Below are 19,454 nucleotides of genomic sequence, written 5' to 3' on the forward strand. Positions count from 1 at the left end.
CATCAGCAACGGACAAAAAACATTCAGGACCGCTATCCTTGAGCCACGCCTATCCAGCAGGTTGACCCATGCTTGAAGTCCATGGTGTTTTCAAAAGCTACGCCACACCGCAGGGGCCGCTGCCGGTGCTGCAAGGCGTCGACCTGACGCTAAGGCCCGGCAGCAGCCTGGCGCTGATGGGCGAGTCGGGCAGTGGCAAAAGCACCTTGCTGCACCTGATCGCCGGGCTGGACAAGGTCGATCGCGGCAGCATCCGCAGTGGCGCGCATCGCCTGGAACAGATGAATGAAGGGCAACTGGCGAACTGGCGCCGTACGGAAATCGGCCTGGTGTTCCAGCAGTTCAACCTGATCGGCAGCCTGCGGGTCGAAGACAACCTGGCGATTCAGGCGCGGCTGGCGGGGCGTCATGACCCACGCTGGCAGGCGCACCTGGTGCGACGCCTGGGCCTGGGCGAGCTGCTGCGGCGCTACCCCGAGCAACTGTCCGGCGGCCAGCAACAACGGGTCGCGCTGGGCCGGGCGCTGGCGTCGCGTCCGCCATTGTTGCTGGCCGACGAGCCCACCGGCAGCCTCGATGAAACCACCGGTGCCGAGGTGTTGCAGTTGCTGCTGGAATTGCTCGACGACAGTCCCACCAGCCTGTTGATGGTCACCCACAGTCCCGGCGTCGCGGCACGGCTGGCGGAAAAAGCCCTGCTGTGCGGCGGTCGCCTGGCCGCTGCGGGCGAGCGCTGACATGCGCATCTTTGGCGAAACCCTGCGCGCACTGCTCAGCCACTGGCGGCAGCATCCGGTGCAGTTTTTCAGTGTGCTGACCGGGTTGTGGCTGGCCACCAGTCTGTTGACGGGCGTCCAGGCACTCAACAGCCAGGCCCGCGACAGCTATGCCCGCGCCAGTCAATTGATCGGCGGCGAACCTCAGGCCAGCCTCGGTGCGCCCGGTGGCGGCACGTTCCCCCAGCAATGGTTTATCGATCTGCGGCGCGCGGGGTGGCCGGTGTCGCCGGTGCTGCAAGGCCGGGTCACGCTCAAGGGGCACGAAGAGCAGCGCTTGCAGTTGATGGGCATCGAGCCGGTGTCGCTGCCGGCGGGCGCAGCGGTGGCCGGGCAGGCCTTGGCGATTGAACAGGTGGTCGGCTTTTTCAGTCCGCCGGGCAGTACCTGGATATCGTCGCAGACCTTGCAGGCAATGGGTTTGCGCGAGGGTGACCGGCCACTGAACCTGGCGGGCGTGGCCCTGCCGCCGCTGCATGTGCAGGCCGATATGGCGCCCGGCGTGCTGCTGGTGGACATCGGTTTTGCCCAGCAGATTCTGGGGTTGCCGCAGCAACTGTCGCGGCTGCTGTTACCGAAGGATTTCACCGCGCCGTTGCCGGAGCCGTTCAAGGGCCAGTTGCAACTCAAGCGCGCCGGCGAAGAAAACAACCTGAGGCGCCTGACCGAAAGCTTTCACCTGAACCTCGATGCCCTGGGGGTGCTGTCGTTCGTGGTCGGCCTGTTTATCGTGCACGCCGCCATCGGGCTGGCGCTGGAGCAACGGCGAAGCTTGCTCCGAACCCTGCGTGCGTGCGGTGTGAGTGCACGGATGCTGATGGCCTGTCTCGCCGTCGAATTGGGTGGATTGGCCCTGATCGGCGGTGTGGCCGGGGTGGTCAGCGGCTACCTGCTGGCCGGCGTGCTGTTACCCGATGTCGCCGCCAGCCTGCGTGGCTTGTATGGCGCCGAAGTGGCGGGGCAGTTGAGCCTTGGTCTGTCGTGGTGGTTCAGTGGTATCGGCTTGAGTCTGATCGGCGCGTTGCTGGCCGGGGCAAACAGCCTGCTGCGGGCGGCGCGTCTGCCATTGCTGGCGCTGGCCGATCCGCAGGCCTGGCATCAAGCCCATGCGCGCTGGTTGCGACGCCAGGGTTGGGTGGCGGCCATGGCCGGGATGATCGCGTTGCTGGCGTTGATCTTCGGCGACAGCCTGATCAGTGGCTTCGTGTTGATGGCCGCGCTGTTGATCGGTGCCGCGCTGGCCTTGCCGGTGGTGCTCAGCGCGCTGCTCAGTCTCGTTTCGCAGCGCAGTCGCTCGGTGCTCGGCCAGTGGTTTGTTGCCGATTGCCGCCAGCAACTGCCGGCGTTGAGCCTGGCCTTGATGGCGCTGCTGTTGGCCATGGCGGCGAACATCGGTGCCGGCAGCATGACCGCAGGGTTTCGCCAGACCTTCAGTGACTGGCTCGAGCAACGGCTGACGGCCGAGCTTTACCTCAATCCACAGAACCCGGCCCAGGCTCGGGAGTTGCACAGCTGGCTCAACCAGCAGCCGCAACTGGCGGCCGTGCTGCCCAACTGGCAGGTTTCGATTCAATTGCAGGGCTGGCCGACGGACCTGTCCGGGATCATCGACCATCCGACCTACCGCCAGCACTGGCCACTGCTCGAAGCCTTGGGTGACAACCCTTGGGAGCGACTGGCCAAGGACGATGCGGTGATGCTCAGCGAACAACTGGCCCGGCGCCTGCGAGTGCAACTGGGCGATCACCTGACGCTGCCGACGCCCACCGGCCCGTGGTCGCCACGGATCGTCGGGATCTACGCCGACTATGGCAATCCCAAGGGCCACATTCTGGTGAACATCCGCCACCTGTTGCGCGGCTGGCCGCAACTGACTCCGAACCGCTTCAACCTGCGCATCGATCCGGCATCGATCCCGGCGTTCGTCACGGCATTGCAGGCACGATTTACCCTGGACGACAGCCGCATCGTCGATCAGGCACGGCTCAAGGGCTGGTCCACGCAAGTCTTCGAGCGCACCTTCGCTGCCACCGCCGCACTCAACAGCCTGACGCTGTGCGTGGCGGGGGTGGCGCTGTTCATCAGCCTGTTGACCCAAAGCCAGAGCCGTCTCGGGCAACTGGCGCCATTGTGGGCGTTGGGCGTGACGCGTCGGCATTTGATGTTGCTCAACCTCGGGCAAACCTGGCTGCTGGCGATATTGACCCTGGTGCTGGCGTTGCCACTGGGCATCGCCCTGGCGTGGTGCCTGGACGCGGTGATCAACGTGCAGGCCTTTGGCTGGCGACTGCCGTTGCGAGTGTTTCCATTGCAACTGTTGCAATTGATGGGGCTGGCGCTGGTGGCGACGTTACTGGCCTCGGCCTGGCCGTTGTACCGTTTGTACCGCACGCAACCGGCGGACCTGCTGCGGACGTTTGCCCATGAAGATTAAAGTCGGCGTGTTGCTCCTGGCGCTGCTGGCAAGCGGTTGCGATCAACCGGCACCGGTCGAGAAGGGCTTTGCCGGGTTGGGCAACCAGGCCGCTGCGTTCACCCCGGTGGTGCCCGGTCGGGTGTTCAGCTTCCCGGCGGATCACGGCCCGCACGACGGCTTTCGCATCGAATGGTGGTATGTCACGGCCAACCTGAAGGACGATCAGGGGCATGAGTTTGGCGCGCAATGGACCTTGTTCCGCAGTGCCTTGAAAGCCACCCCCGAGGTGCTGGGCTGGCAGAATCAGACGATCTGGCTCGGCCACGCGGCGGTGACATCGGCGACGGCGCATCACGCGGCCGAACGTTATGCCCGTGGCGGCGTCGGTCAAGCCGGTGTCAGCGTCGCGCCGTTCAACGCCTGGATCGACGACTGGCAATTGAGTAGCCAGGCGACTGCCGACGACCCGTTGGCCGACCTGCAGCTCAGTGCCAGCGACCGGCGTTTCAGCTACCGGCTGCGGTTGACTTCGACAGGTCCGCTGGTGCTTCAGGGGGACCGGGGCTTCAGCCAGAAATCCGAACAGGGTCAGGCCTCTTATTACTACAGCCAGCCGTTTTTCCAGGCCAGCGGCACCCTGGACATCGACGGCAAGACCTTTCGGGTCAGTGGCCCGGCCTGGCTCGACCGGGAATGGAGCAGCCAGCCCCTGACGAGCAACCAGACCGGTTGGGACTGGTTCTCCCTGCATCTGGACAGCGGCGAGCAGGTGATGCTATATCGCATGCGGCAAAAGGACGGTGAGCCTTACCTCACCGGCACCTGGGTCGACGCCCGGGGCCAGACACAATTGCTGCACGCCCGCGACATCAGCCTCACGCCGCAAGACACCGCCCGGGTTGCCGGGCGTGAGATGCCCATTCGCTGGTCGATCAAAATCCCTGCAAGACACCTCGATATAACCATTGCCGCGCTCAATCCCCAGGCCTGGATGGACTTGCGCATTCCGTACTGGGAAGGCCCGGTTCGCCTCAGTGGCAGCCATGCAGGGCAAGGCTATCTGGAAATGACCGGGTACTAGGCGCTCGTGTCAGGAAAATCACCGCTGCGGCGCGACCACTCGCTGAACAGCGTCTATGCTCACTCGCACACATGGCGTTGAGCCCGGTTTCAACGCCGTCTGTTGCCATCTATCACAGGGAATGTTCTGCCTATGAAACGCCACGCACTGAGCAAAGCCATCACCCTCGCAACCTTGCTGTCTGTCGCCAGTTTTGGCGCGGTTGCCGCCGAACTCCCGTTGTCCGAAGTTGTGGTGGTTGACCAGGTCACCACCAAAGTCGTTTCGGTAGATACCGCGAACCATTCCGTGGTCCTTAAAGGCCCGCAGGGTAATGAGTTCCCTGTGCAGTTGACCGACAAGGCGAAAAACCTCGACAACCTCAAGGCTGGCGATACGGTGGAAATCAGGGTGACCAGCGCCGTTGCAGCCTTCCTCGACACCGATGTCGACAAAGGCCTGCCCGGCACCGCCGAAGCCACCGGCGAAATGCGCACAGCGCCAGGTAGCCCCAACCCCGGCGGCGAAGCTTACCGTCAGGTGAAAGTGCAGCTGAAAATCACCAGCATTGACCTGAAGAAAAACCAGGTGACCTTCGAAAACCCGGAAGGCAAGTCCAAGACCGTCGACGTCAAACGACCTGAAGTCCAGGCCAAACTCAAGGACTTGAAAGTCGGACAAAGCGTCAACGTGGTTTATACCGACATATTGACGGTGACCAGCAAGCACTAATATTGAGTATTGGTGTTATACGGGCCGATTGTTTTTGTGCAAGTTTTGTATAGGAATAATCAGCTCGTAATGGTCGAGCTGGTGAGTTTGAGATGCCGTGTTGCATAGTATTTAAATCGACATCTTGTTAAACATTGTGTCGATAAATTTCATTTTTGCGTACGGACATATTAATCCGCTTCTACTAAAATACGTTCCGTTCGCCCAGTGTCAGGGCTCTTTACCAGTGCATGGATTGCCGAGGCCATTGCACTGGGCGAACACCTTATTTGCTGTATAGAACGTTTCGGATATAAAAAAACGGGCGACCTGTAGGTCGCCCGTTTTTATTGAGTTGTGACAAATCATTCAATCATGTTTTTTATTGACTTGACGCAACATCGGCCAACGCGGCGAAACACTGTTCGATCGAACGCCGCTGGCTCTCGGCGTACAGTTCCAGCTCATCGATCGTCGAACGCCCCAGGGCCTGTTCGAACGCTTGCTGGTTGGCATGGGCGCCGTAACGGGTTTGCGCCGCGTCCCCCAGGTTTGACTGAAAAATCCCCGCCGCGCTGACGGGCAGGAAGTCTTCGTACACCAGGGGTTCTACCCGCAGGTAACCGTCGCTGAGCAGGTCTTCCAGGGGCGCGTTTTTCAGGTCGCCCGCCGCCAGGCCCTTTTCCGTCACGAAGTAGCGGAAGTAAGCCAGGCCCTGTTGGCGCATGCCTTCCCAGGTGTCAGGGAACTCGCTGAAATGCTGCGCCATGAGGGCGTTATAGCGCGCAGCGTTGGCTTCGTTGGGGAAGTCCTTGAGTTCGTCTCGCGCGGCATTGAGCAAACGGTCGTAGAGTGCGCGGCCTTTGGGCGTGAGGGCGGCACCGCGCTGTTCGATCTCGCCGAACCGGGCACTGTGGCTGCCGCGAGCCTCGCTTTGATCGGTGAAGGCAATCGGCTCGTCCAGGGCCTTGAAGCTGGTCTGGCGCAGCAGGATCGGGCACTGGCGGCGAGGCGGGCCTTCGATCACCGCCTTGGGGGTGATGCCATGGGCCGGCATCTGCGCCTGGACGATGTCGATGTCCAGGGTCCGTGGTGTCAGGTGGTTGATGTGCGGGCCCTTGAACGCCACCACGTCGGCGATCAGACGATGCTGGGCGCTGAGCTGTTGATACTGTTCGGCGGTGACGGTGGCGCTGTGGTGCCAGCGAAACGTTTCCAGTGCCTGCTCGACGAAGTCCAGGGCTTGCTGCTCGGTCAGGCCACCCTGGGATTCGGCGCGCTCGATAAGCGTGAGGGCCGTGGGGGTGAAGATCGAACGCTGGTCGAGCATCGACTGGGCGAACGCTCGCAGCTGCAGGTCTTCGATCAATTCCAGGCGCAACAGCGACGTGAATACCCGGAACGGGCTGACCTGCAACGACGCTTCATGCACCGCGCGAAACGCCGTGGAATGCACTGGCACACCGGCCGGTGTCAGGTCGTAGTAACCTACCGGTTGCATGCCCATCACCGCGAACAGGCGGGCGAGGGTCGCCAGTTCATCGGCCGTACCGACGCGGATCGCCCCATGCCGTTCCAGGTCCAGGCGTTCGATTTCGCCGGTGCTGGTGAGCTGCCGCAGGATTTGCGCATCGTTGTCCAGCACGTGACGGTTAGTCTGTTCCACCAGTTCCATCAACGCGCCGTACAACGGCACTTCCTCGCGGTACATGTCGGACATCGCTTTGGAGAAGCGTTGGCGGATCAGGTCAGGGCTGACGAAGTTCGGGTGGTTCATGAACAGGATTCCTGGCGCGGTGACGTAAAGGATGGACGAAAGATCGCAGCCTTCAGCGACGCCGACAAACGAAGTTTCTGACGAACTTCATTCTGTTAAGGACTACATATCTAATGTAGTCGTTGATCCTGTGGGCTCTCCGAGCGCAGCGATGCCAAAAACTCGCGATACAGGCGCGCCGAACCGTATGGCGCTTCCACCATGGGCATGTGCCCGATGGCGTCCCAGATATGCACGCGCAGGTCGGCAATGCCCTTGCTCCAGACCGCCACACTGCTGACGTCGATCAGCCGGTCCTTGCGCCCCCACAGCAACAGCGCCGGGGCGGTGATGTCGGGCAGGTGCGGTTCCATCGGCGGGCTGGCACGGAATTCGCGGAAGATTTCTTCCAGTTCTTCGCGGGACTGTTCATAGCGCTGGGCGACGGCATCGAGCACCAGCTTCGGTACCCAGGGTGGCGAAGCCATGGTCATGGCGTAGAAACGCCGGAATTCTTCGCGCGAGTGAATCAGAAACGGGTTGTGGCCCTTGGCCAAATGCCGCTCAAGGTCACTGGGCTCGGGGGCGGTGACCCCGGCCGGGTCGACCAGGGCCACGGACACAATGCGTTCCGGGTAAGTGGCCGCGAGCCACGCCGCCATGTAGCCGCCCATGGAGTTGCCGATGACATGGACTTTCTCCACCCCGCAAACGTCCAGCAGCTGGATCATGCGTTTGGCCTGCAGCGGGATGTCGTAGCCGCCGCCCGCCTTGAAGCCGGTTTCGCCATGGCCGGCGATGTCCGGGATGATCACCCGATGGCTGCCGACAAAGTGCCGGGCGAAACGCAGCCAGAGGTTTTTGTCGGCGCTGAAGCCATGGAGCATCAGCACACTGCTGGTGGCCTCGTACGGCCCGCCTTGCCAGGTCGAGACGGTCATTTCGGGGATGGGCACGACGATCTTGTGCAGCCGGTACAACTTGGCCTCGGCCGCCATGCTCAAGTCATAGAGCCAGTAGCCGATGGCCGGGTAGGTCAGCCAGCTCCAGGCAACGAACACTGCGAGAACGACGAACAACAAAAGCATCACGCGTCTCCCTTCTATCTGCTCAGGACAAAATGTGATCGGCGGGTTTCAGCGCTCGGGTCAAGCGATGAAAGCTGAAGCTGAATCCCGGAAACATGGCAATCACATGACCGCTCTTGCTTTGATACCAACTGTGGCAACCACCGGATTTCCACACGGTGCGTTCCATTTCCCGGTGGATCATTTCAGTGTAGGTACGTTCCGCCTCATGGCGAACTTCGATGCTGCGTAAACCTTGAGTCTTCAAGGTGCGAATGCAATCGAGGATGTAATTCATCTGGGATTCGATGATGAACAGCGCCGAGGTGTGACCGATCCCGGTGTTCGGTCCGGTGACGATGAACAGGTTGGGAAAATCGGGCAGGGCGGTGCCGAGGTAGGCCCGTGGGTACTGCGCCCAGACCTCCTTGAGACGGGTGCCTTTTTTGCCCGTTACCGGGTAGGAAATCACCCCGTCGGTGGCATCGTAGCCAGTGGACCAGACGATCAGGTCCAGGTCGATGTGCTGGCCGTCCAGTGTAACGATACCGGTCTCGTCGATGGACGCGATGCCTTGCTCGCGGCTGTGCAGCGTCACGTTGTCGCGCGCCAGTGCCGGGTACAGCGTGCTGGACAGAATCACCCGTTTGCAGCCGATGGTGTAGTCCGGCGTCAGTTGGCGCCGCAGTTCGGCATCCGGCACCTGGCGTTTGAGAAAACGCAGGGCCTGGCGCTGGACCATGTGCACCGCCGGTTTCGAATACTTGAAGGCAATCACCCGGGTTTCGAATTGCCAGTAGATCCCCCAGCGCAGCAGCTTGTAGGCCGGCTTGAACCCCAGCAGCCAGCGCTGGAAACGGCCAAAGCTGCGGTCAGCCCGGGGCAGGACCCAGTGGGGCGTGCGCTGGAATACATGCAAGTGCGCGACGTCCGGGGCGATGGCCGGAATGACCTGGGCCGCACTGGCGCCGCTGCCGACGATGGCCACGCGTTTTTGCCGGTAGTCGTAGTGATGATCCCAGTTGTTGGTGTGAAACGCTTTACCTTGAAAACGCTCCTGTCCGTCGAAGCGCGGAACAACCGGTTGACTCAGTGGCCCGGTCGCGTTGATCAGGAACTGTGCGCAAAACGTGCCTTTGCCGGCGGTGTACACCGTCCAGCGTTTGTGGGTGTCGTCCCATTCGACGCGCTCGACATTGGCGCCCAGTTCCACTTTGTCCCGCAGGCCGAAGTGCTCCACCACGTGGCGGGTGTAACGGTGCAGTTCGGCCTGTTCGGCGAACATTTGCGTCCAGCGATACGGAGCAAAAGACAGGGAGTACAGCGGCGAGGGCACGTCGACTGCCGCGCCGGGGTAGGTGTTCTGGCACCAGGTGCCGCCGAAGAAATCACGCCGCTCCAGCAGGCGAAAATCGTCGATGTCGGCCTTGAGCAAATTGATTGCTGCACATTGGCCGCCAAACCCGCTGCCGATGATCAATACTTGAAAGGTCTGCATGGGCCTCCTCTTATGGACATTGATCAACCCCTTCCTTCATGTATAGCCGTTTATGGGGTGAGGCTTTTGCTTTTATGTGAGCCTGATGTCGCGAATTTCAGCCCATCAGTCGGTGATGGCTATTTAATGTCGCCCTGATAGACTCCAGCGCATAGGCACAGGCTGTAATCGCATTCCGTGGAGTGGCAAAGAGGTCCTATGGCAAAAGCGGGAGGAAAGGGATCTTCATTGGCCAGGAGGCTCTATACATCGCGGATCCTGGGGTTGGCCCTGGGGCTGGTGTGTGTGAGCGCGGCAATGTATCCACTCGATCCTGCACCTTGGGTCTGGGGCTTCATGTGGTTCAATGGCCTGGTCTGGCCGCACCTGGCTTACCAATGGGCGCGCCGGGCCAAGACGCCCTATCATGCCGAACACCGCAATCTGCTGATCGATGCCTTTCTCGGCGGCTTCTGGATTGCTGCGATGCAATTCAATCCACTGCCCAGCGCGACCACCATTTCCATGATGGCCATGAACAACGTGGCCATAGGCGGCTCGCGCTTTCTGCTGGCCGGGACAGCCGCGCAAATCCTGGGCGTGGGCGTTGGCCTGCTGATTTTCGCCCCGGCGTTCATTCCTGCCACCAGCGCCGTGCAGCTCTATGCCTGTTTGCCGTTGCTGTGCCTGTATCCGCTGGCGCTGGGCTGGATCTGCTTCCGCCAGGCCCATACTCTGGGCTGTCAGAAGCGTGAACTGCTGGCACTGAGCCGCACCGACAGCCTGACAGGCCTGCTGAACCATGGCACCTGGAAGGACCAACTGGAGATCGAGTTCCAGCGTTGCAACAGCCAGCAAAAAGGCGGAGCGATCGCCCTGATCGACATCGACCATTTCAAAGCCATCAACGACACCTACGGCCATGTTGCCGGCGACATCGTCTTGCGTCAGTTGAGCAAAATGCTCAAGCAGAACCTGCGAGCGACCGATGTGGCAGGGCGCTACGGCGGCGACGAGTTCTGCGTGATCCTTCCGGACCTGCCCCTGAACCGCGCCGCCGCCATCATGGATGCCCTGCGCGCTCGCTTCGCCATCTTGGGCTACGAGCAGAACCCGGCGCTGAAAGTCAGCCTGAGCATTGGCCTGGCGTCATTCAACCCGGCCCATGCCGACGCGATGCTTTGGCTCAATGATGCCGATCATGCGTTGTACGAAGCCAAGACCACCGGGCGTAATCGGGTGATCTGCTGCGGTAACGGGAAACCCCATCGCGAACTGCTCGACTCGGTGTGACCCTTCACCGCAAAACCTGTGGGAGCGAGCCTGCTCGCGATGGCGGCGGGTCAGGCGGCAGGGATGTTGGCTGTGACGGACTCATCGCGAGCAAGCTCGCTCCCACGGGGTTCCGGGTGAATACAAGATTTGTGTTCAACAGAAATCCACTGTGGGAACGAGCTCGCGATGGCGGCGGGTCGGTTTAAACCGTCATTCCTTCACGCTCATGAACTCCTCCGCGAAACGGATGTATTCCTCGGGTTGCGTATAGGTGTGCGTCAGCTCGGTGGCGCTCAGGTCCGACGTCTGGGTGAGGATCTGGCGTTGTTCGCGCAGGCTGTCGTAGGTCGCCTTGATCGCGGCGAAGTACGCGCCATGGCCGTCGATGGTCACGCGCACACCCAGTTCGGCCAGGCGTTTGTCATCGCGCAGCAGCGGGTTGCCATAGGTCACCAGCATCAGCGGCACGCTCAGGTGCTCGGCGATCTGCTCCAGATGGTCGAAGTCCTTGATGCCCACCATGCAGATCCCGTCGGCGCCGGCGCTCTGGTATTGCCGGGTGCGGCTGATGATTTCCTGCACCGGCAGAATCCCGGCATGGGTGCGGGCGATGATTGCCATTTCCGAATCGCAGCGGGCTTCGAGCGCCGCGCGGATCTTGCCGACGCCTTCGGCGACCGTGATCAGGTCGGTGGATTTACGGCCGAACTGCGCGGGCAGCAGGGTGTCTTCGATGGTCAGCGCAGCCACGCCCGCACGTTCGAGTTCGACGATGGTGCGCATGACGTTGAGCGCGTTGCCGTAGCCGTGGTCGGCGTCGGCAATCACCGGCAACTGGGCGACACGGCCGATGCGGGTGGCCTGTTCAGCGAATTCGCTGAGGGTGATCAGGGCAAAGTCAGGGGCGCCCAGCACTTGCAGCGATGCGACCGAACCCCCGAGGATCCCGACTTCGAAGCCCAGGTCGGCGGCGATGCGGGCCGACATCGGGTCGAAAACCGAGGCCGTGTGGTAGCAGGTGTTGGAGGCGAACAGTTGGCGAAAATTGCGGCGCAAATCTTGATGGGAAAGCCTGGACATATAAGTTCCACCAATGGAATGGAAGGGCTTGAGCAAAAGTGTCAACGCCGAAGAAATAAAAGGCTATCACGCGCGCAAGGGGAGAATGATGACGAATTTGCTGGGTCAGGCCGATTGACATCGCCGCGATGGAACTGATAAGTCACGCCGCCACGGCCTGTTGCCGCTGGTCAAGCAGCGGCACGGCGCGCACCGAGTCTGCGGGTTGCAGCTGCAGGCGCTTGGCGGTCAGGCGATCAACCACCAGGCTGTTGCCTACCTGTCGGGCCGGGGCGCAGGTAATGCGACAGTTTTCCCGGCGGCGGTTGTGAATCAGCCAGAGGGGCGCTTTATCGTCCGGCGAGCCGATGGCCAGTGACAGCGGTCGGCTGTCGCGCACGGTGCGGATCCCGGAAACCGGGGCTTCGATGACCGGCCCGCCGTCAAAGATATCGATGTAGCCCTGGTGGGCAAAGCCTTCGGCGCTGAGGATTTTCTGGGCCGGCTCGGTATTGGGGTGGGCCTTGCCGATCACCGCCTGGGCCTGTTCGGTGAGCAGGCAGGTGTACAGCGGCTGGCGCGGCATCAGTTCGGCGATGAACGATTTGTTGCCCAGCCCGGACAAGTGATCGGCGTGGCTGAAATCCATCTTGAAAAAGTGCCGGCCGAGGCTGTCCCAGAACGGCGAGCCGCCTCGTTCGTCGGCACTGCCGCGTAATTCGGCGATGAGCCGGTTGCCGAACAGCTGGGTAAACTCGGCAACGAACAACAAGCGCCCGAGGGAAAGCAAACGGCCGTTGCTGCCCTGGCGCTGATCGGGGCGCAGGTACAACGAGCAGACTTCCGATTGCCCGGTCAATTCATTGCTCAGGAACAGGGTCTGGATCTGGCGCTGGATACCCAGGTCCGCCGAAGCGCTGACCGTCAGCCCGACCCGGTAGTTGTACCAGGGCTCGCGCAGACCGACGCCCCCCGTCAGGGCGCTGACGCCCACCACTTGCTGCTCGTCATCCTCGAGCACGAACAGGTAATCGGCATCGGCCCGGTCGACCTGTCCGGCGAAGGTGCGTTGAGCCCAGCGAATCCGGTAGGCCAGGCGTTCTTCATCGGCCGGCAGGCTGGTAAGCCCCGGAATGGCCTGCCGCACCAGCGTGAACAAGGCGGGCAGGTCGGTGATCTGGACCGGACGGACAATCATGGGGCGGTTCCTTGTGCGCGGGTGCTCGGGCGTTGAATCTGGCGGGTGTTCACAGGGCCACCAGCCTGACGGGGCTGCCCTCGGTCACCTTCAGCGCCGTGCACATCGCTGCGTCAAGGGTCACGGGTTGTCCGGGGATGTAATCAAGATCGGCGACGATGGCTCGGTAATCCTTCAAGGACTCGTTGCTCACCAGAAAGCTGCCGCGGGTGTCGATCACCGGGCCAGGCTGCGTTATGCCGCACTGGCTGTGGGCGATGGAGCGAATACCCGAGGTACGCGCATAGAGCGTCGGCCCTCCATCGAACAGATCGATGTAACTGTTGGTTTCGAAACCTTCCCGTTCGAGGATATCGAAGGCTTCCTGGCCGTCGGGGTGGATGCTGCCGATGCAGTCCTGTGCCGCCTGGGGCAGCATGGGCACGTAGATCGGATACTGCGGCATCAGCTCGGCGAGAAAGGTGCGGCTCTGCAGACCGCAAAGCCGTTCGGCCTCGACGTAGGGCAAGTCGAAGAAATGCTTGCCCACGGCGTCCCAAAATGGCGAGTGGCCTTCATCACTGCTGTAGCCGACGATCTCGGTGATCACCGTTTCGGAAAAACGCCGGGTGTGGGCAGCGATGAACAACAGGCGCGCCCGCGACAGCAGTTCGGAATGCGCGCTGCGCACTCGCGCGGCATCGATATGGAAGCCCCGCAGCAAGGTGTGACCACTGAGGTCGTGACACAACGACAGGGCCGGAACACCGTGCTCGATGTTCAGTTCCCGCGAGGCACTGGTGAAGTGCCGGTTGCGCAGGCTGTAGAACGGCTCGTTGTAACCCGCCGTGGCGAGGATTTCCGAGCAGCCGGCCAGGTGCCGTGTCGTCAGGTCTTCGAGTACAAAGAAATAGTTTTCCGGGCCATGAGCCTGCACATCCTTTTCGAACGAGGCACAGGAATCGAGGATTTTTCCGCGCAACCGTTCGCTATCGTCGGGCAGGGACGTGACGCCCACGAGGCTTTCACGGGCCAGCCTCTGCAACTGGGGCAGGTCGGCCAACTCGACTGGACGCAAGACCAGCATGGAGACACTCCTGTATCAAACGATTCGGCGGCTTGAGCCGAACCTGACTATCACTGTCGGTTTTTCCACACATTAAATCGGTGGTCATCTGAACGTTGTCAGGCGCCACGCTTTTTCTTATCGGATGTTTCTTGGGATGGACCGCATTAAACGAGGAGCAGGCGGTTCGGTCGGAGGTGGTGCCTGGCCAGGCGCGTTGATCGGGTGTTCGAGTAAAGGCATCCGGGCTCCTGCTGGATGAGTGTGGCACGTGTTTTAACAATCCGTTGAAAGGAGTATTTAATCATCGCGTACTGCCTGTCTAGTGAATTTTCGCGTGGTCTGCTCATGCCCGAAAAAGGTGCGAAGTGCCTGTACTACGGGGCTACGCCGATGTCGTAAAGTCTTGTAGGCGATTGCCTGCATTGCGGTCAGCCATGACAGAAAATCTCGCAGGAAATGACTGAAGGAATCCGTTTCAAACAGGAAAATTAAACACCACCCGGGCCTGCTTTCTTGCGGCACAATTGCGCGACGGCGGTCACCTGACGCCGTCGTTTCTTTCCATCCCTGGAGTGATTGCTGGTGCAGGCAACCCGTTTAACCCTGATTTGCCACGCTCGAACCGTCGCACAGAAATTGGCGCGCTTTCCTTTGGACGAGCCTCTGGAGATGGATTGGCAAGCGCTCAGGCTTTCCCGTCGCAATCAGTTCAAGGGCGCTCCACGCCTTGTCTGTGCTCCGGAGTTGCGCGCCCGGCAAACCGCTGGACTGTTCGCCAGCGCGCCGCAGATTGTCGACGCCTTGAGGGACTGCGATTTCGGGCGCTGGGGCGGTGAGCGCATCGGCGATCTGCAAAAAACCGAAGCCCAGGCGCTCCAGCATTGGCTGGACGACCCGGCTTCGGCCCCCCACGGTGGTGAGTCGCTGGTGCAACTGGGCGAGCGGGTGGGCGCCTGGCTGACAACCTTGCAATCGACGCCGGGGCACATCGTTGCCGTTACCCATCCCTTTGTCATCCGCGCCGCGCTGACGCAAGTGTTGCAGGGGGGCGCGTCCAACCTGATCGACGTCGAACCCCTGTCGGCCGTCGAGTTGAGGTTCCATGACCGCTGGCGGCTGCGCTTTCCGGGCATCGATCCCGAGGACCTGCCGTGATGAAAAAACTCCTGGTCATCGGCATCGGTGCCGGCAACCCCGACTACATCACGATGCAGGCCGTGAAGGCGCTGAATCAGGTCGATGTTTTTTTTCTCATGGACAAGGGCCAGAGCAAAGACAAACTCATCGATCTGCGCCGCGAAATCTGCGAGCGCTACATCACCGGCCACGACTACCGTTTTGTCGAAGCCCACAGCCCCGAGCGTGAGCGCGGTGAGGTGGACTACAAGACCAGTGTCGACGACTTGAACCTGGCCAAACAACAGACCTTCGAACGGCTGATCAATGAAGAGCTGCCCGACAGCCAGTGTGGTGGTTTTCTGGTGTGGGGCGACCCTGCGCTGTACGACAGCACCATCCGTATCCTTCAGGCGATCCAGGCCGCGGGCGCCTGTGGGTTCGAGTTCGAGGTGATTCCCGGGATTACCAGCGTCCAGGCATTGGCGGCACAACACAAGGTGCCGCTCAACCAGATTGGCCGCTCCGTTGAAATCACCACCGGCCGGCGCCTGGCGGCAGGGCAGGTGAGCGATGCCGACAGCCTGGTGGTGATGCTCGATGCCCAGGATGCTTTCCATCAGGTGGTGGATCAGGACACCGAGATTTACTGGGGGGCCTATCTGGGGACGCCGGATGAAATCCTGATCAGCGGCAAGCTCAAGGATGTCGCGGATGAAATCGAACGGGTGCGCAAGGCGGCGCGGTTGGCCAATGGCTGGATCATGGATACCTATCTGTTGCGAAAGCCTTGATCAGTCGGTGACCGGGCTGACGCCTTCGCGAGCAAACCCGCTCCCACAGTGGATCTTCAGTGTTCACACCCTCGGTGTGGGAGCGAGCCTGCTCGCAATTGGGCCTTGAAGGTCAACCGAAGGTAAAGTGTTACCCCCACGCCCAAACCGCTCCCGATACACCGAAGGCGGCACGCCAACCACCGTTCGAAAGGCCACCCGGAAACTTTCCACCGAGCGATAACCACAGCGTTCGGCAATCTGCTCGGTGTTCTGGTCGCTGCTTTCCAGCAGTTCACGGGCGCGGCCCAGACGTTCGTGCTGCAACCAGGTTTTCGGTGACTGGCCGCTGGCTTCGGTGAAGCGGCGCAGGAAGGTGCGTTCGCTCATGGCGGCTTCGCTGGCCAGGTCGCGCACCTCCAGCGGCTCGTGCAAACGCTCACGTGCCCACTGCATGACGCGGGAAAGATCGCTGCGCGGAGCAGGACTGACCGGCGTCGGAATGAATTGCGCCTGGCCACCGCTGCGTTGCGGCGACATGACCAGGCGCCGCGCCACGGAGTTGGCCACCTGGGTGCCGAAATCCCGCGCCACCAGGTGCAGGCAGGCATCGATGCCTGCCGCGCTGCCGGCGGAGGTGATCAATTGGCCGGAATCGACATACAGCACGTCCGGGTCCACGAGGATGCCGGGAAACCGCTCGGCCAGTTCCGAGGTATAGCGCCAGTGCGTGGTTGCACCGTGCCCGTCGAGCAACCCGGTGGCGGCGAGGACGAAAACACCGGAGCAGATCGACAGCAACCGCGCCCCCCGGGCATGGGCCTGGCGCAAAGCAGCGATCAGTTCTGCTGGCACCGTGGCGCTGCGGTCGCGCCAACCGGGAATGATGATGGTGCGGGCATCGGCGAGCAATTCCATGCCGCCATCGGCGAGTACCTGGATGCCGCCCATGGCCCGCATCGGACCTTGATCGACCGCGACGATACGATGCTCGTACCACGGAAAATCGAATTCAGGTCGTGGCAGGCCGAAGATCTCCACGGCAATGCCGAACTCGAACGTGCACAGGCCGTCGTAGGCCAGAATCGCGACCATTCCTGGAGTGGGTTGCATTTGGCGGAAAATTCCCGGTGAGTGTCTTGTACGCCACTGTAGCCGCAAGTGGCTGGCGGATAAAGTCTTTCCACACCCACCATCTCTTTGGAGTACAGCCCATGACCAGCCTGGTTCGCGAAATTCCCGCCGCCCCATCGGCCATCGCCCTGATGCATTTCAGTAACCGTCTGACGTTCGAAACCGATTGTTCCGACGTCTACGGCAGCCAGCAGGCTGGTGAAGTCGATTTCATTCTGGTGGATGTTCGGGGGCCGCTGGCGTTCGACCGCGGGCATGTACCGGGAGCGATCAACATTCCCGGGCGCTTGCTGAGCGCCGAAGGTTTGGCGGGTTATCCGAAAAACAGCCTGTTTGTGGTCTATTGCGCCGGGCCTCACTGCAACGGCGCCAACAAGGCGGCGGTGAAACTGGCGGCCCTGGGTTATCCGGTCAAGGAGATGATCGGCGGCGTGACAGGGTGGCTCGATGAAGGGTTTGAGTTGAGTGTCGGGGTGCAGCGGCCGGTGAATGCTGTGATCGGTTGTGAATGCTGATATCCAAACAGCATTGATCATTGTGGCGAGGGGGCTTGCCCCCGTTGGGTTGCGCAGCAACCCCGGAATCTCTGAAATAGTCGAGAGTGTCGGGAGCGCTTCGCACTCCAACGGGGGCAAGCCCCCTCACCACAGGTATGTATTTCAGCGCAAGGAAGCGGCCGCCCACCACTCATCCAGTGTCGCCTGCAACCACGCCAGCACATCGGCGTAGGCCGCATCGTCCTGCGGCCCTCGGGGCAACGGCGACTCATCGCCAAAATGCGCATTGAGCATGGTCACCGACTCGGCGTTCCACTCCGGATGAAACTGCAGACCCAGCCGCGCCGGCCCGGCGCGGTACATCTGCTGCACACAGTGCTCGCTGCTGGCCAACAGCTGCGCGGCTGGCGGCAGGTCGATGGCGTCTTCGTGCCACTCCAGCACCTTCAGCGTTTTCCCATCGATAAAGGTCACGTTGGTCCATCCGGTTTCGGTCCGGTCCATCCGCCGTACATTCCCGCCCAGGCTCAGCGCCAGCAACTGTGCCCCCAGGCATATGGCGAACACGGCCGCATCCTGATCCAGCGTGCCTCTGAGCCATTGCCGTTCGGCTTCCAGCCAGGCCGGGCCGGCATTGGATTCATAAGGCCCGCCCAACAGGATCACGGGATCGGCGCTGACGGGCGGCAATTGGCCGAGGTCGGCGCGAAACACCTTCAGCGTCAGCCCTCGGGATTCGGCCCAGATGGCGATGGCGCCCGGACCTTCGGCGCAGTGGTGCTGGATCAGGTTCAACGTGGGCATCACGCTACTCTCGATGGGACGCAAGGGCGCTCAATGTGCCGCAAAACACCAGACATCGCCAGTCGTCCCGTTCTGTCGGATGGAGCCGGAAAACCTGTAGGTTTGCTCTGAAAACGCGGCATGTCTGACAGACTTTGCACCGTCATGGCGCGTTCACCTCGGTGCCTCTCTCCGGGTGCCACTTTTCTATAAATATTTGTCGCCTTGGCGTAATTTACCCTCCTGTAGCCGCTCTAGACTGCCGGCCACTTCGGTTCCCGCTCACGAAGCGATGACCGAGCGCTGCCAATCGAAGCTGCCAATAAAAGCCTCCGCACACAGGAGTTAAAAATGAAGAAGCTAGTGATGTTCGGTGCCCTGGCACTGTCGATGTTGTCCCTGACCGCCGTGGCCGAAGACGCCAAGCCGATCCGCATCGGTATCGAAGCCGGCTACCCGCCATTCTCGATGAAAACCCCTGACGGCAAACTCACCGGTTTCGACGTGGATATCGGTGATGCGCTGTGCGAGCAGATGAAAGTCAAGTGCACCTGGGTCGAGCAAGAGTTCGACGGCCTGATCCCTGCGCTGAAGGTCAAGAAAATCGACGCCATCCTGTCGTCCATGACCATCACTGACGACCGCAAGAAGAACGTCGATTTCACCATCAAGTACTACCACACCCCGGCGCGCTTCGTGATGAAGGAAGGCAGCGACGTCAAGGACCCGCTGACCGAACTCAAGGGCAAGAAAGTCGGTGTGCTGCGCGCCAGTACCCACGACCGCTTCGCCACTGAAGTGCTGCAACCGGCCGGGATTGTCCTGGTGCGCTACGGCTCCCAGCAGGAAGCCAACCTGGACATGGTTTCCGGCCGCATTGATGCGCTGCTGGCCGACTCGGTCAACCTGGACGACGGTTTCCTGAAAACCGACGCCGGTAAAGGTTTTGCCTTCGTCGGCCCTGAGTACAACGATCCGAAATACTTCGGCGGCGGCGCAGGCATTGCCGTGCGCAAGGGCGATAAGGAACTGGCGGACAAGTTCAACACCGCCATCACCGAAATCCGCGCCAACGGCAAGTACAAGCAAGTGCAGGACAAGTACTTCAAGTTTGACGTTTACGGCGAGTAATCCAGCCGTTTGGAAAAGTGGCAACCGTTGGCGCGGTTGCCATTTTTTTTGTGCAATCATTTTCAGCGCAGAGAGACCTGTGGGAGCGGGCTTGCTCGCGAAGGCGTCGGTACATTCAACATCGATGTTGCCTGACACGACGCTTTCGCGAGCAAGCCCGCTCCCACAGGTGATCTC

At 61.4% G+C, this 19,454-nt stretch carries 17 protein-coding genes; 9 read left to right on the forward strand and 8 right to left on the reverse strand.

Features of this window, described 5'->3' with window-relative positions:
• The first annotated feature begins 68 nt into the window (after positions 1-68).
• From KGA98_RS27295 to KGA98_RS27310, 4 genes are all read left to right on the forward strand, one after another.
• Positions 69-737, forward strand: coding sequence for an ABC transporter ATP-binding protein (locus KGA98_RS27295; RefSeq protein WP_090456368.1), 669 nt, complete (start codon positions 69-71; stop codon positions 735-737).
• 1 nt (position 738) lies between these two features.
• Positions 739-3,210 carry an ABC transporter permease gene (locus tag KGA98_RS27300; RefSeq protein ID WP_223504756.1) on the forward strand — a complete coding sequence of 824 codons (2,472 nt, stop codon included), beginning with the start codon at positions 739-741 and terminating at the stop codon, positions 3,208-3,210.
• On the forward strand, positions 3,200-4,273 hold the full coding sequence (locus KGA98_RS27305) for a lipocalin-like domain-containing protein (protein WP_223504758.1): 1,074 nt from the start codon (positions 3,200-3,202) through the stop codon (positions 4,271-4,273). The genes KGA98_RS27300 and KGA98_RS27305 overlap by 11 nt, the downstream gene beginning before the upstream one ends.
• Positions 4,274-4,405: 132 nt before the next feature.
• Positions 4,406-4,984, forward strand: coding sequence for a hypothetical protein (locus KGA98_RS27310; RefSeq protein ID WP_154862343.1), 579 nt, complete (start codon positions 4,406-4,408; stop codon positions 4,982-4,984).
• 361 nt (positions 4,985-5,345) lie between these two features.
• On the opposite strand, the gene KGA98_RS27315 is transcribed toward KGA98_RS27310, so the two are convergent.
• The 3 genes from KGA98_RS27315 to KGA98_RS27325 all read right to left on the reverse strand — a co-directional run bounded on the left by KGA98_RS27315 (position 5,346) and on the right by KGA98_RS27325 (position 9,284).
• Entirely contained in the window at positions 5,346-6,740 is a 1,395-nt protein-coding gene (locus KGA98_RS27315; protein ID WP_223504760.1) for a VOC family protein, read from the reverse strand.
• 110 nt (positions 6,741-6,850) lie between these two features.
• Positions 6,851-7,807, reverse strand: a complete 957-nt coding sequence (locus KGA98_RS27320; RefSeq protein WP_090456361.1) for an alpha/beta fold hydrolase — start codon at positions 7,805-7,807, stop codon at positions 6,851-6,853.
• A gap of 22 nt (positions 7,808-7,829) precedes the next feature.
• Positions 7,830-9,284, reverse strand: a complete 1,455-nt coding sequence (locus tag KGA98_RS27325; RefSeq protein ID WP_223504762.1) for a flavin-containing monooxygenase — start codon at positions 9,282-9,284, stop codon at positions 7,830-7,832.
• 198 nt (positions 9,285-9,482) lie between these two features.
• Between KGA98_RS27325 and KGA98_RS27330 the strand changes: the two genes are divergently transcribed.
• A complete protein-coding gene (locus KGA98_RS27330; RefSeq protein ID WP_223504764.1) occupies positions 9,483-10,556 on the forward strand; it encodes a diguanylate cyclase in 1,074 nt (357 codons plus the stop codon).
• Positions 10,557-10,748: 192 nt separating this feature from the next.
• Here KGA98_RS27330 and KGA98_RS27335 read toward each other — a convergent pair whose 3' ends face one another.
• From KGA98_RS27335 to KGA98_RS27345, 3 genes are all read right to left on the reverse strand, one after another.
• On the reverse strand, positions 10,749-11,618 hold the full coding sequence (locus tag KGA98_RS27335) for an oxaloacetate decarboxylase (RefSeq protein WP_046043248.1): 870 nt from the start codon (positions 11,616-11,618) through the stop codon (positions 10,749-10,751).
• 142 nt (positions 11,619-11,760) lie between these two features.
• Positions 11,761-12,795 carry an arginine N-succinyltransferase gene (astA, locus tag KGA98_RS27340; RefSeq protein WP_223504765.1) on the reverse strand — a complete coding sequence of 345 codons (1,035 nt, stop codon included), beginning with the start codon at positions 12,793-12,795 and terminating at the stop codon, positions 11,761-11,763.
• A 49-nt stretch (positions 12,796-12,844) separates the two neighbouring features.
• Positions 12,845-13,861 (reverse strand): arginine N-succinyltransferase, encoded by a 1,017-nt coding sequence (locus KGA98_RS27345; protein ID WP_223504767.1) that lies wholly within the window; start codon positions 13,859-13,861, stop codon positions 12,845-12,847.
• A 564-nt stretch (positions 13,862-14,425) separates the two neighbouring features.
• On the opposite strand from KGA98_RS27345, the gene KGA98_RS27350 reads away from it, so the two are divergent.
• Positions 14,426-14,998 carry a histidine phosphatase family protein gene (locus tag KGA98_RS27350; protein WP_223504769.1) on the forward strand — a complete coding sequence of 191 codons (573 nt, stop codon included), beginning with the start codon at positions 14,426-14,428 and terminating at the stop codon, positions 14,996-14,998.
• Positions 14,998-15,753 (forward strand): precorrin-6A synthase (deacetylating), encoded by a 756-nt coding sequence (gene cobF, locus KGA98_RS27355; protein WP_223504771.1) that lies wholly within the window; start codon positions 14,998-15,000, stop codon positions 15,751-15,753. The genes KGA98_RS27350 and cobF overlap by 1 nt, the downstream gene beginning before the upstream one ends.
• A 63-nt stretch (positions 15,754-15,816) precedes the next feature.
• Here the strand turns inward: cobF and ftrA are convergent, their stop codons facing one another.
• A complete protein-coding gene (gene ftrA, locus KGA98_RS27360) occupies positions 15,817-16,845 on the reverse strand; it encodes a transcriptional regulator FtrA (protein ID WP_223504773.1) in 1,029 nt (342 codons plus the stop codon).
• A gap of 101 nt (positions 16,846-16,946) precedes the next feature.
• Here ftrA and KGA98_RS27365 point away from each other — a divergent pair, with 101 nt between their 5' ends.
• Positions 16,947-17,381: a rhodanese-like domain-containing protein gene (locus KGA98_RS27365; RefSeq protein WP_223504775.1), complete on the forward strand. Its 435-nt coding sequence runs from the start codon at positions 16,947-16,949 to the stop codon at positions 17,379-17,381.
• Between the two features lie 144 nt (positions 17,382-17,525).
• Here the strand turns inward: KGA98_RS27365 and KGA98_RS27370 are convergent, their stop codons facing one another.
• Positions 17,526-18,167: a type 1 glutamine amidotransferase gene (locus tag KGA98_RS27370; protein ID WP_223504777.1), complete on the reverse strand. Its 642-nt coding sequence runs from the start codon at positions 18,165-18,167 to the stop codon at positions 17,526-17,528.
• Between the two features lie 330 nt (positions 18,168-18,497).
• Here KGA98_RS27370 and KGA98_RS27375 point away from each other — a divergent pair, with 330 nt between their 5' ends.
• Entirely contained in the window at positions 18,498-19,277 is a 780-nt protein-coding gene (locus tag KGA98_RS27375) for an ABC transporter substrate-binding protein (protein WP_102672653.1), read from the forward strand.
• The last annotated feature ends 177 nt before the right edge of the window (positions 19,278-19,454 follow it).

This window comes from Pseudomonas sp. BF-R-24, assembly GCF_019947335.1.
Taxonomy (GTDB): domain Bacteria; phylum Pseudomonadota; class Gammaproteobacteria; order Pseudomonadales; family Pseudomonadaceae; genus Aquipseudomonas; species Aquipseudomonas jessenii.

Excerpts from the sequence above, each read along its gene's own strand:
- KGA98_RS27295 (WP_090456368.1), top strand. The coding sequence starts at position 69 with ATGCTTGAAGTCCATGGTGTTTTCAAAAGCTACGCCACACCGCAGGGG.
- KGA98_RS27300 (WP_223504756.1), top strand. The coding sequence starts at position 739 with ATGCGCATCTTTGGCGAAACCCTGCGCGCACTGCTCAGCCACTGGCGG.
- KGA98_RS27305 (WP_223504758.1), top strand. The coding sequence starts at position 3,200 with ATGAAGATTAAAGTCGGCGTGTTGCTCCTGGCGCTGCTGGCAAGCGGT.
- KGA98_RS27310 (WP_154862343.1), top strand. The coding sequence starts at position 4,406 with ATGAAACGCCACGCACTGAGCAAAGCCATCACCCTCGCAACCTTGCTG.
- KGA98_RS27315 (WP_223504760.1), bottom strand. The coding sequence starts at position 6,740 with ATGAACCACCCGAACTTCGTCAGCCCTGACCTGATCCGCCAACGCTTC.
- KGA98_RS27320 (WP_090456361.1), bottom strand. The coding sequence starts at position 7,807 with ATGCTTTTGTTGTTCGTCGTTCTCGCAGTGTTCGTTGCCTGGAGCTGG.
- KGA98_RS27325 (WP_223504762.1), bottom strand. The coding sequence starts at position 9,284 with ATGCAGACCTTTCAAGTATTGATCATCGGCAGCGGGTTTGGCGGCCAA.
- KGA98_RS27330 (WP_223504764.1), top strand. The coding sequence starts at position 9,483 with ATGGCAAAAGCGGGAGGAAAGGGATCTTCATTGGCCAGGAGGCTCTAT.
- KGA98_RS27335 (WP_046043248.1), bottom strand. The coding sequence starts at position 11,618 with ATGTCCAGGCTTTCCCATCAAGATTTGCGCCGCAATTTTCGCCAACTG.
- astA (WP_223504765.1), bottom strand. The coding sequence starts at position 12,795 with ATGATTGTCCGTCCGGTCCAGATCACCGACCTGCCCGCCTTGTTCACG.
- KGA98_RS27345 (WP_223504767.1), bottom strand. The coding sequence starts at position 13,861 with ATGCTGGTCTTGCGTCCAGTCGAGTTGGCCGACCTGCCCCAGTTGCAG.
- cobF (WP_223504771.1), top strand. The coding sequence starts at position 14,998 with ATGAAAAAACTCCTGGTCATCGGCATCGGTGCCGGCAACCCCGACTAC.
- ftrA (WP_223504773.1), bottom strand. The coding sequence starts at position 16,845 with ATGCAACCCACTCCAGGAATGGTCGCGATTCTGGCCTACGACGGCCTG.
- KGA98_RS27365 (WP_223504775.1), top strand. The coding sequence starts at position 16,947 with ATGACCAGCCTGGTTCGCGAAATTCCCGCCGCCCCATCGGCCATCGCC.
- KGA98_RS27370 (WP_223504777.1), bottom strand. The coding sequence starts at position 18,167 with ATGCCCACGTTGAACCTGATCCAGCACCACTGCGCCGAAGGTCCGGGC.
- KGA98_RS27375 (WP_102672653.1), top strand. The coding sequence starts at position 18,498 with ATGAAGAAGCTAGTGATGTTCGGTGCCCTGGCACTGTCGATGTTGTCC.